General features: G+C 59.6%; 11 protein-coding genes and 1 pseudogene. 1 reads left to right on the forward strand and 11 read right to left on the reverse strand.

What is annotated here, in order from left to right; translation table 11 throughout:
* Nucleotides 1-144: 144 nt before the first annotated feature.
* From L6D80_RS12885 to L6D80_RS12905, 4 genes are all read right to left on the reverse strand, one after another.
* Complete coding sequence (locus tag L6D80_RS12885; protein ID WP_228489813.1) at nucleotides 145-735, reverse strand: class I SAM-dependent methyltransferase; 591 nt, start codon at nucleotides 733-735, stop codon at nucleotides 145-147.
* 154 nt (nucleotides 736-889) lie between these two features.
* Complete coding sequence (chrA, locus tag L6D80_RS12895; RefSeq protein ID WP_025297810.1) at nucleotides 890-2,095, reverse strand: chromate efflux transporter; 1,206 nt, start codon at nucleotides 2,093-2,095, stop codon at nucleotides 890-892.
* Nucleotides 2,096-2,383: 288 nt separating this feature from the next.
* The gene (locus L6D80_RS12900) at nucleotides 2,384-3,235 is read right to left on the reverse strand and encodes a universal stress protein (protein ID WP_116801366.1); all 852 of its coding nucleotides are present in this window, start codon (nucleotides 3,233-3,235) and stop codon (nucleotides 2,384-2,386) included.
* A gap of 14 nt (nucleotides 3,236-3,249) precedes the next feature.
* Nucleotides 3,250-4,737 (reverse strand): SulP family inorganic anion transporter, encoded by a 1,488-nt coding sequence (locus L6D80_RS12905; protein ID WP_003123389.1) that lies wholly within the window; start codon nucleotides 4,735-4,737, stop codon nucleotides 3,250-3,252.
* Between the two features lie 728 nt (nucleotides 4,738-5,465).
* On the opposite strand from L6D80_RS12905, the gene L6D80_RS12910 reads away from it, so the two are divergent.
* Nucleotides 5,466-8,156, forward strand: a complete 2,691-nt coding sequence (locus L6D80_RS12910; RefSeq protein ID WP_025297808.1) for an AAA family ATPase — start codon at nucleotides 5,466-5,468, stop codon at nucleotides 8,154-8,156.
* Nucleotides 8,157-8,223: 67 nt separating this feature from the next.
* On the opposite strand, the gene L6D80_RS12915 is transcribed toward L6D80_RS12910, so the two are convergent.
* The 7 genes and pseudogenes from L6D80_RS12915 to merA form a co-directional block, all read right to left on the reverse strand.
* On the reverse strand, nucleotides 8,224-8,688 hold the full coding sequence (locus L6D80_RS12915) for a hypothetical protein (protein ID WP_050397053.1): 465 nt from the start codon (nucleotides 8,686-8,688) through the stop codon (nucleotides 8,224-8,226).
* A complete protein-coding gene (locus tag L6D80_RS12920) occupies nucleotides 8,669-10,708 on the reverse strand; it encodes a hypothetical protein (protein WP_025297807.1) in 2,040 nt (679 codons plus the stop codon). The genes L6D80_RS12915 and L6D80_RS12920 overlap by 20 nt, the downstream gene beginning before the upstream one ends.
* Nucleotides 10,705-12,435: a site-specific integrase gene (locus L6D80_RS12925; protein ID WP_025297806.1), complete on the reverse strand. Its 1,731-nt coding sequence runs from the start codon at nucleotides 12,433-12,435 to the stop codon at nucleotides 10,705-10,707. The genes L6D80_RS12920 and L6D80_RS12925 overlap by 4 nt, the downstream gene beginning before the upstream one ends.
* Nucleotides 12,428-13,717: a site-specific integrase gene (locus L6D80_RS12930; protein WP_025297805.1), complete on the reverse strand. Its 1,290-nt coding sequence runs from the start codon at nucleotides 13,715-13,717 to the stop codon at nucleotides 12,428-12,430. The genes L6D80_RS12925 and L6D80_RS12930 overlap by 8 nt, the downstream gene beginning before the upstream one ends.
* Before the next feature lie 76 nt (nucleotides 13,718-13,793).
* A pseudogene (locus L6D80_RS12935) lies at nucleotides 13,794-14,000 on the reverse strand (Y-family DNA polymerase); the annotation flags it as partial.
* A gap of 359 nt (nucleotides 14,001-14,359) precedes the next feature.
* The gene (locus tag L6D80_RS12940; protein ID WP_008567175.1) at nucleotides 14,360-14,776 is read right to left on the reverse strand and encodes a hypothetical protein; all 417 of its coding nucleotides are present in this window, start codon (nucleotides 14,774-14,776) and stop codon (nucleotides 14,360-14,362) included.
* Nucleotides 14,777-14,794: 18 nt separating this feature from the next.
* Complete coding sequence (gene merA, locus L6D80_RS12945; RefSeq protein ID WP_008567178.1) at nucleotides 14,795-16,477, reverse strand: mercury(II) reductase; 1,683 nt, start codon at nucleotides 16,475-16,477, stop codon at nucleotides 14,795-14,797.
* Nucleotides 16,478-16,480: the final 3 nt, after the last annotated feature.

Below are 16,480 nucleotides of genomic sequence, written 5' to 3' on the forward strand. Positions count from 1 at the left end.
TGGCCAGTGGGCAGCAGAGACGCAACAGGCAGAAACCGGCCAGGAGCTGCCATTCGTCCAAGTTTCTCGTGCCCCGAAAAACGGGGACAGTGCTCGATAGGAGTACTTAACAGGGCCGCCTACTGTCGTCTCACCGGAAAGACGTCAGCCGAGCTTTCTGCAATAGCAGTAGAGGAACTTCTGCACCGTCCCAAACGGCGTATGGTGGTTTTCCTCAGCCTTCCCCAGCAGCTCAAACTGCGCGCCAAACTCATCGTACAGGGTGTCGGCGCTGTATCGTCTGACAGGCAAACCGCTGCACTGCTCCGGGCCGTCCTCGGCGAAGGTGCCCACGACCACAAAGCCGCCAGGCTTGACCGCACGCCCCACAGCGTTGAGATAACGCGCTCTGTCTGCGGCATCGGTTAGAAAATGGAACACAGCGCGGTCATGCCAGAGCGCGAAGCGGTGCTCGGGAAAGTCCACCTGGGTGATATCTGCCTCCAGCCAATGTACGGCGCTGGCGGCGCCTCCCAGTCGATGACGCGCCACATCGAGCGCGGCGGCCGAAATATCGAGCACGGTCAGGTCGCTGTAATGCGCTGCCAACAAGTCGTCCACCAAGGTCGAAGCACCGCCGCCGACATCGATGATCGCAGCATCCGCAGCGATACCTGTTTGACGAATCAGCGCGAGGGAGCTGTCTGCATGTGGCTGGTACCAGCTCACCGCGTCGGCTGCCTTGTGGGTGTACACGGACTCCCAGTGGGACTTGTCTTGCATCGCTTAGCCGTGGTGTCGCAACTCTTCGATGATGGCCAGCCCGAAAATGGGAGCCTCAGCGGCGTGGTGCAGGATGTGCAGGCGTATCAACCCGCCATAGAGGTCTTTGTCGGTCACTCGCCGCCTCTCACAGGGCAATGCTCAACAACCCGCCCAGGATACCGCTGCCGAGCACGACCAGCCACGGCGGCAGCTTCCAGAACATCAACGCCACCAGTGCCACGAGGGCCAGGCCAAAGTCTTTCGGGCCATGAATCGCACTGGTCCATACCGGCTGGTAGAGAGCGGCCAGCAGCAGGCCGACCACGGCCGCATTGATGCCCAGCAGTGCAGCCTGCGTGCGCAGGTTACGGCGCAGGTGTTCCCAGAACGGCAAGGCCCCCACCACAAGCAGGAAAGACGGCGCAAAGATCGCCAGAAGGCAGATCAGGCCGCCAAGCCAGCCAGTGGGTGCTTGGTTCATCGAGGCGCCGAGAAAGGCTGCGAAGGTGAACAGCGGACCCGGCACGGCCTGCGCCGCGCCATAGCCCGCAAGGAATGCGTCGTTGTCGACCCAGTCTGTTGGTACGACCTCAGCTTGCAACAGCGGCAGTACGACATGCCCGCCACCGAATACCAGCGAACCGGAGCGGTAGAAGGCATCCACCATCGCCAATGTCTGGTTCGGGAACACAGCTGTCAGCAACGGCAGCCCCAGCAGCAGGGCAAAGAACAGGGCCAGCCAGAACAAGCCAACGCGACGTCGCACGCTGATCGGTAGTGGATCATGGGCCTCGCCCTGCTGTGGTTTGAACAGCAGCAGGCCGACGATGGCGGCAAGGATGATGACACTCACTTGCCCCCAGGCAGAGGGTACGAGCAGCACGAAGCAGGTCGCCGCCGCCATGATGGAAATACGCGGTGCATCAGGACACAGATTGCGCGCCATGCCCCAGACCGCCTGGGCGACCACCGCCACGGCCACCACCTTCAAACCGTGCAGCACGCCAGCAGGCATGGCATCACCATAACTGGCGATGCCGAGTGCGAAGAAGATCAGGGCAATTGCGGAAGGCAAGGTGAAGCCCAGCCACGCGGCCAGCGCGCCGCGATAGCCAGAGCGCGACAGACCGAGCGCGATACCGACCTGGCTGCTGGCCGGCCCTGGCAGAAACTGGCAAAGGGCAACCAGATCCGCATAGCTGCGCTCGCTCAACCATTGTCGGCGCACCACGAACTCATCGCGGAAATAGCCCAGGTGAGCGATTGGGCCGCCGAAGGAGGTCAGCCCTAGGCGAAGGAATATCAGAAATACAGCCCAGGGGCGGCGGTCGGTCTTGAGGGGATCGGTCATGGTCGTTGGGTCAAGAGTGACAAGATGAGCCAACAATAATCGAAAATCGTTAACGAAATACGACCATTGAAATCAGTGCTGCCAACTGCGCATGGCCTGTACTCCTCCACCTACAAGACACAGAAATATTTCCAGCGGTTGCCCCCCATTTGTCTGCCGAGCCCTGAACAGTCGGAACCATTTTCTGTGGTTGAGAAGCAGTAAAAAGCCGTCACCAGCTGCCTGTCGGAACAGGCAGCAAATGAGGGAAATTGGCCCGCGCCTTCGGGCGCGCTCCCCGGCACCGACCTAGCGCAACAGAAGCAACGGAGTGGTAGTAGTGCGCAGCATGTGGGCAGTGGTGCTCCCCACCAGGAATTGCCGGATTCGAGAATGCCCGTAGGCGCCCATCACGAGCAGATCAACACCGTGCTCTTCTTGGTAGGCATGCAGTGCGGGCTCAACCTCCCCAGTTCGGATGGCCGTATGTACCTTGTGCCCTGCCGAGGCCAGTATTGAACAGGCCGCCTCCATCTGCGCCGAGTTCTCCATCGTCTCGGTTCCGACCATCACCAGATGGATAGGCAGTCCTTTCAGCAAAGGGCTTGCAGCCAGCATTTCTACTCTCTTGCGCGTGGTGGCGCCGCCATCGAAGGCCAGCATCGCGCTTTCCGGCTGCTTGAAGCGGGTCGGCGTCACCAGTAAAGGGCGGCGCATGATGCGAATGACACTTTCCAACTGGCTGCCGACGTGCAGTTCGGCACCGTCACTGGACTCGCCCTGGCGACCGATCACCAGCAGGCGGATGTCATTTCCAAGCTCGCGCAGGCTTTCCAGAAGATCGCCATGGCGCTGCCTGGTTTCTGGCGAACTCACGCCGTCGGCGATGGCCCGCTCCTTCGCGGCAGCGAGCATGACGAGGCCTTGTTCCAGAGCCAGCTTGTTGCGTTGCTCGTCCAACGCGGCGAGTTCATCCAGCAGATGCTCTCGACTGCCCAAACCGATGTTGCCGCTCAAATCGGCGGACACCGGATACTGGCGTTGATCCAATACGTGCAGGAAGGTGAGCGGGGCATTCAGGCGCTGGCTGGCCCAGGCCGCATAGTCGCAAACAGCAGGGGCGCAGGCGGAGCCGTCAATGCAAGCGGTAACGTAGGTCATCGTTGTTCTCCCTGTCAGTGGCCCATGAGTTGGTCGATGGCATCGGGTTTGTCGTGCACACCAAAACGGTCGACGATAGTGGCGCTGGCCTCATTCAGACCCAGCACCTCGACCTCGGTGCCTTCGCGGCGCAGCTTGACCACCACCTTGTCCAGAGCAGCGACGGCAGTGATATCCCAGAAGTGAGCGCGACTCAGGTCGATGGTCACCTTGCTAATCGCTTCCTTGAAATCGAACGCCGCAACGAACTTGTCGGCCGAGCTGAAGAACACTTGGCCAATCACCTTATAAATTCGATGATCAGCGGCTTCATTCAACTCTGAGCTGATCGCCATGTAATGACCGACCTTGTTGGCGAAGAACATCGCAGCCAGCAGAACCCCAACCAGAACGCCATAGGCGAGGTTGTGGGTGAAGACCACCACGACCACGGTTGCCACCATCACGATGTTGGTGGAAAGCGGGAATTTGCGCAGATTGCGCAGCGAGTCCCAGCTGAAGGTACCGATGGACACCATGATCATCACCGCCACCAGCGCGGCCATGGGAATCTGGCTGACCCAGTCGCTGAGAAACACCACCATCAATAGCAGCACGACGCCCGCGATCAAGGTGGACAGGCGGGTTCGGCCACCGGATTTCACGTTGATCACCGACTGTCCGATCATGGCGCAACCGGCCATGCCGCCCATGAGGCCCGAAGCGATGTTGGCCACGCCTTGGCCTTTGCACTCGCGGTTCTTGTCGCTGGTGGTATCGGTCAGGTCATCGACGATGGTCGCGGTCATCATCGACTCCAGCAGACCAACCACAGCCAGTGCTGCCGAGTAAGGGAAGATGATCGCCAGGGTCTCGAAGGTCAGTGGCACGTCAGGCCACAGGAAGATGGGGAGCGTATCCGGCAGTTGGCCCATGTCGCCGACGGTGCGGATATCCAGCCCGAGATAGATGGCAACTGCGGTCAAGACCAGGATGCACACCAACGGTGAGGGAATCACCTTGCCGAGCTTGGGTACATAGGGAAACAGGTAGATGATACCGAGGCCCGCAGCCGTCATGGCGTAAACGTGCCAGGTGACATTGGTCAGTTCAGGTAGCTGTGCCATGAAGATCAGAATCGCCAGCGCGTTGACAAATCCGGTCACCACCGAACGAGACACGAAGCGCATCAACGAGCCGAGCTTCAGGTACCCGGCGGCGATCTGAAGCACGCCACACAGCAGCGTGGCTGCCAGCAGGTACTCCAGGCCATGGTTCTTGACCAGGGTCACCATCAGCAGCGCCATTGCCCCGGTCGCCGCCGAAATCATGCCGGGTCGACCGCCAACGAAAGCGATCACAACGGCGATACAGAACGACGCATACAGGCCGACCTTGGGATCGACACCCGCGATGATGGAAAAGGCGATGGCCTCCGGAATCAGCGCAAGCGCTACGACGAGACCGGCGAGCACATCGCCTCTCAGGTTCGAAAACCAATTCTGTTTGATTGTCTGCAACATCAGTAAATCCAAGGCAATGGACGCGACAGCACGATGCCAGGACGGCGTGCAGGAAGCGTCAGGTTCAAGTTGTAGGAGTCACGTGGCGCCGTGTGGAACGGCAGATTTGCTACAGGCGCAGCAAGACGAATCAGTCGGTAAGCCGAGCTGACTCAGGGAGGGGGCTATGCGTTATGGCGGCGTAGGCAGCCAGGCAGAGATTTTCGAGACGATCATGCTGTCAGGTATTGAGCAGTCAGAGCAGGAAAGAGCGCAGACCATATCACGGTGAGCCCAGTCTTGCGACACTAGGGCAAAAGTTAGAGCCTGAAAATTGCGCTATGGCGATAACTGCTCTTGGCTGTTCTCTGACGGTCGTGACAGTGACACGCCCTGGTCAAGTTGAACGCAATCCGTGGTCAACGCCAACCCAAATTGGTGGTCAAGAGGAGTGCAATTTCGCACATACCTGAGGACTGCTCACCACATCGCTTGCGTCGGTAGTAGCTTCCGCACTTTCCCCGTCTCTCACCGCTAAACAGCGCTTTCCGGTAGCGGACTTTAGAGCGGCTTGATACTGGTCAGCATGCAGAAATTCTGCCCGTGTAGCGTCACGACCGGACAAGCCACTAGGGTGGCGGTCAGGGAAGGCAGGCAAACGGAACACGGCGAAGCACCTCGAAGGCGCTGGCCACTTGCCATCCAACTGGGCGCGGCCTTTAATCGGCGGATCTGGAAAGGAGACGGATATGCCATTGTTGGACGAGATTATTGGGTGGGCCGGCGGACTCAGACCCTGGCAGCAGGAAGCACTGCGCCGGATATTTGCCCGGGCCGAACTAACCCAAGATGACATCGAGACCATTCTGCGAATGGTTCGCGAGCAAGAACGGGAAGACGCAACCACGGGGGGAGCACGGCCATTCACGTTGGACGACGTACCAGGCGCCGGAAGTGGCGCAACCGTGCGGTTGGTGGGTGTCTCGGGGCTAGACCAGGTAAACGGCTTCCCGTCCGGTCGTGCCTTTGACCTCGCACCGGAGGGCATGACCATTTTCTTTGGTCATAACGGCGCCGGCAAATCCGGCTACGCCCGCGTCTTCAAGAATGCCTGCAACGCTCGGCATCGGGTGGAGGTCCTGCCCGACGCTTTTGGGGCGGCAACCCCAGCTAGACCGCCATCAGCAGATTTCGCCATTTTGGTGGATGGCACTCCGGAAACCGCACGTTGGGTCCAGAACGGGCCGGCCCATTTGCATTTGAGTTCGGTCTCGGTCTACGACGCGGCCTGTGCCAATGACTACATCGACGCGGAAGGGACCCCTGCATTTCAGCCCTACGGACTCACTCATCTGACGCGCCTGGTCCTACTTCAGCGTGATTTACAGGCACGGATTGGGACCGAACGCAATGCCTTGGCTCTGGATACCCGGCAATTCGAACCGCTGAAGGGTGACACCGAAGTCGGCCGCTACATCGCCAAATTAGGTGGGGACTCGGACCGCGCCGTGCTTGCTCGATTAGGGACGGTCGGTGACGATGAACTCCGGCGACTGGAGTTTCTGAAGCGGACATTACTGGAAAGCGATCCTGTGCCGCAGGCGCTGGCCTTGGAACGTTTGGCGACACGCTTGGACCAGGCGCAGCGTCGAGCCGAGGAAGTCCAGCGCTGGGTGAATGATCGCGCCATAGCACGGGCAAAGGAACTGATTACAACGGAAAAAACCGCGCATCTCGCCATGCAACTGGCGCAAGCGCGTCTTCAGGATCGAGACACACTGAACGCCATGGAGTTGCCGGTAACGTCCTCACCCACCGCCACGCTGCTGGAAGGCACAGGAGCTGAACTCTGGCAAACGATGTACCGAGCCGCTGAGGCTTTCTCTCAGCAGACGGCATACCCTGAACATCCCTTCCCGCACCTGGAACCGGACGCTTACTGCGTACTCTGCCAGCAACCTTATTCAACGGATGCCTCGGAGCGCATGCGGCGTTTCGCGGCATTTGTCGCCGACAGCGCCACGGCGGATGCGCAAGCCGCCACGCTTGCGCGCATGAACGCTCTAGGGAAGGTGCAGGCTGTCGATCTAAACGTTCTGGATGTGCCAACACGGGCTGACGTGGAGGAGCGACTGCCCGACCTACACGCTGCCATCACCGCAGCGGCATCGGTCTGGACCGCCCGGCATACTTGGGTTAGCCAAGCCCTGCAAACTGGAAACTGGTCCCCCGAGTCAGAACCGCTTCCTATCGAAGCAAACCTCGATAGTCTCTTCGCCGCCAAAGCTGCTTCGCTCCGAGTCGACGCCAATACCCTGCGGACCTCTGCCGATCCCGCTGTACGCTTGGCGCTGACCCAAGAACTGGCAGAGCTAGAAGCCCGACAACGCCTCGCCAACCAGCTTGGCGCGGTGGAGCGCTTTGTTCAGGACAGTCAGGTCCATGCCACATTGAGCCGCTGCCATGCCGCCCTCAACCCAGCGGCAGTGTCACGCAAACTGACGTCCCTGGCGGCGACGCATGTGACCGAGGCTCTGGCCGCTTCCATGAATGCTGAGTTGAAAGCCCTGGGCTATAAGCGACGGGTGCAACCCGACCTGAGCGGGCGCACAGAGCTGGGGGTGACCAAGGTCACGCTGCGCCTGCAGGAAATCACGGCGAAAGCCTCCAAGGTGCTGTCAGAGGGCGAGCAGCGCGCGTTGGGGATGGCTATGTTCCTCGCCGAGCTCGAATCCCTGCCACATACTTCGACCGTTATTTTCGACGATCCGTCTACGTCGCTGGATCACGTATATCGTCGGGCCATAGCTCGGCGTTTGGTAGCGCTGGCTGAGACCCGCCAAGTGCTGGTGTTCACCCATGATGCGGTGTTCCTGACCGAGCTCGCGATGGCGCTTCAGCGTGCTGATCGCTCGGCCAGCTACAAGACCATCGGTTGGGACGAGTCGCCGGGACTAGTGAGCGAGGGGCTGACGTGGGCGACGATGGACACCAAGGCCCGCCTGGCCGATCTCGAAAGTCGTGCGAAAGCGCTGAACGTTCCGGTCGGCAGCGACCCGGATGATGAGCTTGAGCGGCAAATTGCATCGGGATACTCAAGCCTCCGAGGCACTGTCGAGCGCGCCATCCGCGAGGTTTTTTTGAACAATACCGTCCAGCCGTTCAGCGATGTGGTGAGCGTAGAAGCATTTGGTGCTGTCATTGGCCACCCCGCAGAGGAGTGGGAGCAGTTGCTGGCAGTGTATGCGCGGGCCTGCGAAGCTACCGAGGCCCACGACACCCCAGGCGAGCGCCAACTACCGCTTCCCGCGCGCGAGGAGTTGCTCGGCGATATCGCCCAGGTCCTGGAATTAATCAAAAACGCGACTAAACGCCGAACTGCCTACGAGAATCTACGCCGGGAGCGGACCGCGCAACGCAAGAAGCTCTTCGGCGGCTAGCCCGACGTTTCATGCCGGGCTGGTCGGGCATGGCTGTGTTTCTTTCGAATATTGCGAGCTCTCCGTTTCAAAGTTTTTTGTGGCCTCGCGGATTAAGAGGAAGCACATTGGAGGCCGGCAGTTGGCGCTCCAAGTCCGCAATACGGTCGTACAGCTCAAGAATGGTGGCGTCGGCCTCACCGAGTAGGCTGGCTAGGTGGTCACGCTGCTGCGTGATTTCCTCGATCCGTTCTCGAAGTCCACGATTTTTTCTGCGGGCTAATAAGCTGACTTGGCGCACTGATGGCGGACGTTGCTCAGCGTGTCCTTCCACGTACTTTTGGATCTCAGCGATCAGTAGGGGGAAACGAGCTTTTTTCAGTGCAGAGGGGTCGCTGCCGGCTTCCTTGGCAACGTTGTTCTGACTTACGGGCGTCCCCTTCGGCAGTCGTTCGGGCTTGTTGCTCTTCAGCCGCTCGAACGCTGCGCGATACTGCTCGCCGGCACTCATTCGCTTAGCCGGGTCAGCGGATTCAGGTTTGCCGGATGACATGGCGATAATTCTCCACACTACGTTTCTGGGCTTCCAACGAAGTCCTTAGCGGACTATCTACCTCGGCAGCGGCCAGGCGCTCATCCAATACCGCCTCCAACACTTCGACTTCGTCGAGTTGCTCGGGGTCATAGAGAACGTCCGCACATGGTTTGGTTTCTCCGGGGGAATCGCCCCCTCCGCAGCGAGCGATATTGTCGATGCCCCCATAGGGACAGGGGGTACGGCTCGTGCAGATGCCCAGCAAAATCGGTCGATGAGTGACCGTCCCCTTCTTAGCCAGATTGATCGCTTTCTTAGCATCAGAGGCTGAGATCAGGCGGACAATCTCAGATTTTCGCTTCTCGCCGTGGGGGCTGACGAATCGATTGCTCGTCAGCTGTTGCAGCTGCCTACCCAAAGTTTCGTACATGGTGCGGACGTAGTAGGTATGGGCCTTCTCTTCCAGCCGTACCCTGGAATGGTTTTGCCCGTAGTAGAGACTCATCGCTCTGGCGACGTGCTTTAGCTGAAACTGCAATGAAGCGTCGCTGACCAGCCCGGATGCCTGCATATTCACTGCGCCGGTTCGTCGGAGTTGATGCCAGGCCAACGGCCAGATTTTGCCGACCGCAAACTCGTCGGTCAGCGTCGGCGTCACCAACCGAGCCAATGCGAAATCTTCCGGCGTAATGCGCAATTGCTCAGGGTCGAACAGCTTGTCGAACCACTGAAGCACATGGGCATAGCTCGGAATCGATGGCCGAATCGTGCGGTTGATCTTGGTGAACTTCGTTCCCCACGGTTCAAGGCAATAATCAAGCAGATAGCGCTTGGCCGGATCATCCGGCACCGAGGCCTCGCCGGGGGGAGAATCGCATTCTGCGCGGAGGTCTGCGACCACACGCATGGCTTCAACTGCCACCTGAGCTGACGGGGACGTCACCCAAAGTGCCTCAGAATCCGACATCGTCTTGGTCGTTCGTCCGCGCAATACATGGATGTCGCCAAACTGCGGATCACGTTCTATGTGCAAGCAATCGGCGCGCAGGTTCCAAGCCTCTTCGACTCGCATGAGGCTGAAATTCAGCAGATAGCACAGTCCAGATCGGCTCACGAGGTTGAGGTAGCGACTCAGAGTTTGAATGCGAATTTCGTCGTCGCTCACTCCCAGCCAGCGACGAAATAGTTCCACCATGCCAAACCGATGCGCTGTGTCGATGAATGGGCCGTAGTACTGCCGCCCAGTCCACTTTCCGTTTGATCCATCCGACGGCCACTGAAACGGATAGAACGATTGTGGCCTGCGTTGTCCTTGGAGACTGGCAGAGTTGTGCCGATAGGCAGCCAGACAGAAGCGGAAGCACTCCTCGACTTGGCCTCGATGCGCCAAAAAGTCATCCAGGCATTCACGCAAGCGTGTGATTTGATAGTGCCAAATGCGGGGCGGGATATAGGGGGTCTGGAGCTTCTGGTGGTCGGGCATGGCCGCTGCGAGGCGTGCCAACCCTGCGCGATCCAACAAGGTGAACCCCAGCGCATCCCGCCGCTCATACAGTTCGTGCAGCAATGCCAAAAACTCACCGGACCGGGAAGCCTGGAGCACCTCCGGGAGAAGGTCGGCAACGCGCGGAAAATGACTCAGTTCGGATGCGAGAATGCCTTCTTGAGTGCACAAGACGAACAGCCGACGCATCTGGTCGAAGCGCGTTTTCAGGCCTCGGTATCCACGGGCTCCATTGGGGCCGTATAGCCACCAGCCGATTACGGTCCGCAATAAATCGGCGTTCGCAGGATCGATCGCGGCGACATATTTCTTAGCTGGGCCATCGCCGAAATTGAGAGTGAGCCGTTTTCCCGCCCACGCGTCGAGCCGCCAAATGGCATCGCCCCAACGGCTCACCACCTGGCCAGCGGCATCTATGATGACCGGCCAATCACGCTGCGGTGGCCAGCACGGCGGACGGTAGTTCGGCGCATCAGGAATCGCTAGGGGCGAGTCGATGCCGAGGCCAAGTTCGGAAAGAATATTTTTCGTCATGCTGATCTTTGTCGCAGTTCTGCCAATTGGATGAAGCCATCCCAGGCCGGGTGGTAGTCACCTTCACTTATGCGCGCTCTGGCTTCTTCGACCCAAAGCCTGCGGACCTCGCTACTTTCTTCGAAGAAGCGCAGTTTGGCCGTCAGCCGATCGATCACCAGCAGGGCCGGATGCTCTGTCGTCAGGTGCTTACCCGAACTGGGTGGGCGGTAGCGTGCCAGTTCAAGCGATTTGAGGTGGCGCAAGCTACCGAGAGACCACACATGATCCTCACTTTCGATATCCCGGTGCTGGGTACAGAACAGGCAACCGGCAGCATTGATGCAGTCGGGTCGCGGACCATTCTTCGGCATCGTGCCCACTGGTTCAGGTGTGGCCGATACACATCTACCAGGAGCAGGAGGTGAAAGGGACGGATCGGTTTGCTGATGGAAGCGCGTAATTTCCACCATAGCGATCTGCGGGTGCGGGTCGGCATATACGCGTATCAGCGTTTGCACCGTATGCTGGGCCAACTCCGCAACCTGTTGGGGATTCTGGGACTCCCGAAGCAACCAGTTGATGCGCGTCCCGCGCAGTTTTCGCGGTCTCACAAGCGGTATGCCAAGCTCGCGGCAGATGCGCGTAACGTTCGTGAACTGCGTCGCCTCTTCTAGGATTCGTCCCCCGCTACGTATAAGCGGAAAGAGCAAACCATCCGGCTCATTGGGAAACCATTCGGAACGCCATTCGAGATAGCGCTCGAACCACTCTCGATAACTGGCAAAAATCTCGAATAGCACTTCTCCTTCCCGTCGATTTTTGTAGGTACGTATCTGGTAGCCGTCTAAGTGGCTGGTGTAATGAAACTGCTCAACCCGCAGGGTATGTGCTTGCTGGAGGTTCAGACCGGTCTGGGCGATGAACATCAGCAATTCACTCTCGATCCGTAAATTGACGATGGGGAAACGGGTCCGCAGTGTCCGATCTGCATCGTGGGCGGCACGCGCCGCCAGGGATGCTTCGATTTGCGCTTGGTTTTGCGGCCTGGTACGGCGGGCCGCTACTTTCTCGGGGCTCTGCAATCCCGACCATAGTTCCAGCACTTGGCCGGTGCGTAACGAAATACACACTGGGAGGGGGGCCATTGTCCCCCTCCAGGTCAATGCCTCGCATACGTCAGCTAGAAGGTGTCCGAATGCGAAGGTGTTTTGCAGACTCTGCTTGTCCGCTTTGCTCGTATGTACCTTGCCTTTGCCGCGCGGCTTGCGAATACGTGTGCTCTTGCTCAGGCTTGCTTGGCGGTCCAGTGCTCGGTCCAGCATCGTCGCCGTGAGCCTGGTGAGATCGTACAGGGACCCATCGCTGAAATTACGTTCGACTCGATGACGCTGGAGCAAGTGATCGGTCCAACGAATGAACGTGTCGGCCGCCGTCTCGAGACTGAGATTCACGTTTTCTGAATCGATCCAGGCAAAGAATCGACGCAATGCACTGATCTTGTTCTGCACCGAGAAGCGACTTCCGCCACCAGCAAGGTCGTCAGTCATGTGCTCATGCAGCCGCGTCACCAGCTCGAAACGTTCCGGCAAGGGACTGCCGAGTTCGCTCTGCGCGATCTGGCGGCCCACATGCTTCACCTTTGCTGCTGCACCTCCGCGAAACAGCAGCGGCCGGAGGTCCCAGGGCGTTTCAGTGGCCCCATACTCAAGCATCGGGAAAGTGAGGTCGAATTCGGAACTATCCATCGTACCGCGCCCCAGCGCCGATCCCGCTAAATGCCGCCATGAAGCTATTTGAGAGGGCTTGTTTGATCGGCAGTGCCTGTACGAATCGGATGTATTTGAAGGTGGTGGCTTCAGAGTTAGGCCCGTGAAGCAACGCGTCGCTGACCGTCGCAATTACAATAGCGACATCGGCACAAGCCGATAGCGCCAGACGTGCCAATTCGGTACCGAAGGTGCAGCGCGACTGATGGAAGCGGAATTTACGGAGCACCTGTAGTTCTGCTTTGACGCCCCGTTTTCGAAACTCGGACATCTCAACATTCACAGCAGATGACTGATCGGTGCCGCGCCTGCCATAGGCGTTACCAAAGCGGGTCAAGAACAGCAAGTCACGATTCTCGGGCGAGGCTTTCGCCTCTCGTTCCATCCTCCGCCAGCCTTTGGCATATTCCAGCAATTCATCACGCAACGCTTCGGGTATCCAGACCTGGCCAGTCACACCGAATTTCGTGTGCACTGGCGGAGCTGCGCCTGGACCAACTGCAAGGCGTAGAAGCCCTTCAGCGGAAGGGTCGGGGGCGGCGCGCTCCAGAGATTGAATCTTGAGATCACAGATGCTGCCGAGCCGCATCCCGGTAAAAAATCCAAGGGCCAACATGAGGTAGAGCTCGGGCGTGGCGTTCTCTGCGGCGAAATCCAGAATTGCATCGCGATCGGTCTCCGAGACTGGCAACAGCCCATCTTCAAGCGTTTGGCCTGGGCGCTTACGGTTCGGGATGCTGAGGTCGGTGGTGGTTCCGCTGATCGTTCGCTCGAACCCCACCCGGTCGAAGTATTTAACGACGTAGGGCTTTTCCCGCCACAGCTGGACGTGTGGAGAAAGAAGCTCCCTATGCCTTACCCACCGATAGAACATGATGCAATTGCGCATGTACTCAGACGCCGTGGATGGGCTGATCTGGCCGGCATCGCGCATCTTGATCAACGCCCCTCGGTATAGCACCAGGCAGCGGTCAGCTTTGCGAGCGGGAAACTCGAACCACTGCAAATCACGAGATTCAAGAAATTTAGCGTAATTGAGAAGGCCATTCATGTTACTGGCAACGGTCTTAAGAGAAGCGTCACCAGTCGTTGCTCGCTCCACTGCCCACAGGTTTGCCTCCCTCCAAGGTGCATAGTCTGCCCAAAAGATTTGGGGCAAGCCCTCAATGGATGGCCGGCTGCTACTGGGGGAGTATGCGACGGCGTTCTCTCTGCGCACGAGGTAATGGGGCACGAAATGAATGCGCTCTAGCGTCGCCATTCAACGCCCCTGGGACGCTTAACAATGTCCATAGATAGAACTCAATAGCTTAGGCGTCCGCACTATACAACATACTCTTATCGATCGAATAGACCTCGCAGGCCGGCACCATGGATTCGATCAACGACATGACACGCTCGCTCATATCGCCATACAGCGCGTAATTGGACGAAAACGCCACCACCCCGTGCTGGCGCAGCTTGTCCCTGCACTGGAAATACGGTTCGCCCATCTTCACGAACGGCTTGGCATCGTATGATCGGGCGATCACGCAGCCGTCGTTGTATCTGAATGACGCTAACAGTTAGTAGTGCATAACATATTGATATTTAACGATATTGTTACGCTAACAATTTTTCGTCCTTCGCAGCCTAAATCAGGGCTTTTCAGTCCGACCCACCCCCATGCGGCCAACTAGCTGCCCGCCTCGAATGTCGTGTCCCTGGGGCCGCGAGGCCCCAAAAAACTTTGAATGAACTTCATGAGCGTGCACATCTGTTGTCGGCTGGAGTCGTTCGGTTGTTCGGAAGAGCAGGCGAAACCGAAAAGCACACGGAGTCCTCGCATAACGTCCTTGGCTCGCAGCACTATTACGGAGACCGAAGCGTTCCCGGCCAATCAGGGCTGCTGAGAGGGCCTACATCACCGACACTCCCGGCCTTCTCCGCACCCTGGAGCGCCAAGGTACTTTCGGCCGGCCAGGCGCTCGGGCAGCCAGATGAGCAAGGGTGCCGCCCCCAGTGCCAGCAATAGCCACAGTCTGGAGAACTGCTCGCCATGCGGGTCGAAGCCATAAGCCAGCAGCCCGCCGAGCGCGAGCAACAGGAAGTACGGCGCCGTGAGGTAGCAGTGAAGTCGGCGGCAGCGTGCGGCATTGACCAGGCAGGCGCCACCCATCACCGCCAGCGCGGCGCTTGCGGCCAGGAATAGCGTGGGGTGTCGATCTGCCAGAAGAATGGTTAGCGTCGCGACAACGGCAGGCAGCCCCCAGAAGCTGATCACCTGCCATGTCTGGCGCAGGCTGTCACCCCTGCCGAGTTCATTAGTCTTAATGTTCATGTTTGCACCTCGCATTCTTTACCCGGCGCAGCAGGACAATTGCTTCACGTCCTTACTGAAGGTTTGCGCCGCGAGCTTCAGGCCCTCGACCATGGTCAGGTAGGGGAACAATTGGTCGGCTAGTTCCTGCACCGTCATCCGGGCGCGGATGGCGAGGGCGGCCGTCTGAATCAGCTCGCCCGCTTCCGGGGTCACTGCCTGCACGCCCAGCAGTCGGCCCGAGCCCGTTTCGGCGACCAGCTTGATGAACCCCCGTGTGTCAAAGTTCGCCAGAGCGCGCGGCACGTTGTCCAGGGTCAAGGTGCGGCTGTCGGTTTCGAGGCCGGCTTGGTGCGCTTCCGCTTCGCTGAAGCCGACGGTGGCCACCTGCGGATCGGTGAACACCACGGCCGGCATGGTGTCGAGATTGAGCATTGCCTCGCCGCCGGTCATGTTGATCGCCGCGCGATTGCCGGCCGCCGCCGCGACATAGACGAACTGCGGCTGGTTGGTGCAGTCGCCGGCCGCATAAATATCCGCTTTGCTGCTGCGCATGCCCTGGTCGATCTGGATGGCACCGCGTTCATCCAGCTGCACGCCGGCCGCTTCCAGGTTCAGGCCGTGGGTGTTGGGCGTGCGTCCGGTGGCGACGAGCAGTTGGTCGACCCGCACTTCACCGTGCTTGGTGGTCAGCACGAACTCGCCGTTGGCATGGGCCACCTGGCTGGCTTGCGTCTGTTCCAGCACTTCGATGCCCTCCAGGCGGAAGGCCGCCGTCAGCGCTGCGCCGATGGCCGGATCTTCACGGAAGAACAGCGAGTTGCGCGCCAGGATGGTGACGCGGCTACCCAGCCGGGCAAAGGCTTGCGCCAGCTCCAAGGCCACCACGGATGAGCCGATCACGGCGAGCCGTTGCGGAATACTGCTGCTTGCCAGCGCCTTTTCCGAGTTCCAAAAGGGGGTATCTTGCAGTCCGGGAATCGGCGGCACGGCCGCACTGGCGCCGGTGGCAATCAGGCAGCGGTCGAAGGTCACGATGCGCTCGCCCCCCTCGACCAGTTCCACACTGAGCGTGTGGCTGTCCTGGAAGCGGGCGGAGCCACGCAGCACGGTGATGGCTGGGGTGCTTTCCAGAATGCCTTCGTACTTGGCGTGGCGCAGTTCGTCGACACGACCCTGTTGCTGGGCGAGCAACCGTTCGCGCAAGACAAGCGGCGGCGTGGCGGGCAGTCCGCCATCAAACGGACTTTCGCGGCGCAGATGGGCCACGTGCGCGGCGCGAATCATGATCTTGGAGGGCACGCAGCCGACGTTGACGCAGGTGCCGCCGATGATGCCGCGCTCGATCAGGGTGACGCGGGCCCCCCTTTCTACCGCCTTGAGCGCGGCCGCCATGGCGGCGCCACCACTGCCGATAACCGCCACGTGAAGCCTGTCACCCTCTTTCCCGGCGTCAGTGCCACCGCTCAGCCAGCCCCGTGCCTTATCGAGCAGGCCGGGACGGGTAGGTAGCGTGATGTCTTCGAACGCCGCTCGATACCCCAGGGCCTCGACGGCGGCCTGCATCTGTTCACGGCTTACGGCCTCGTCGACCTTCAATTCGGCCCTCCCACTGGCGTAGGAAACATCCGCCCGATGCACGCCCGGAATCTTCTCCAAGGCCTCTTTCACATGCACGACACAGGATGCGCAGGTCATGCCAATGATTTTCAGTTCGGTCATAAC

It is taken from the genome of Pseudomonas ceruminis (assembly GCF_021602025.1).
In the GTDB taxonomy this organism is placed as follows: domain Bacteria; phylum Pseudomonadota; class Gammaproteobacteria; order Pseudomonadales; family Pseudomonadaceae; genus Aquipseudomonas; species Aquipseudomonas ceruminis.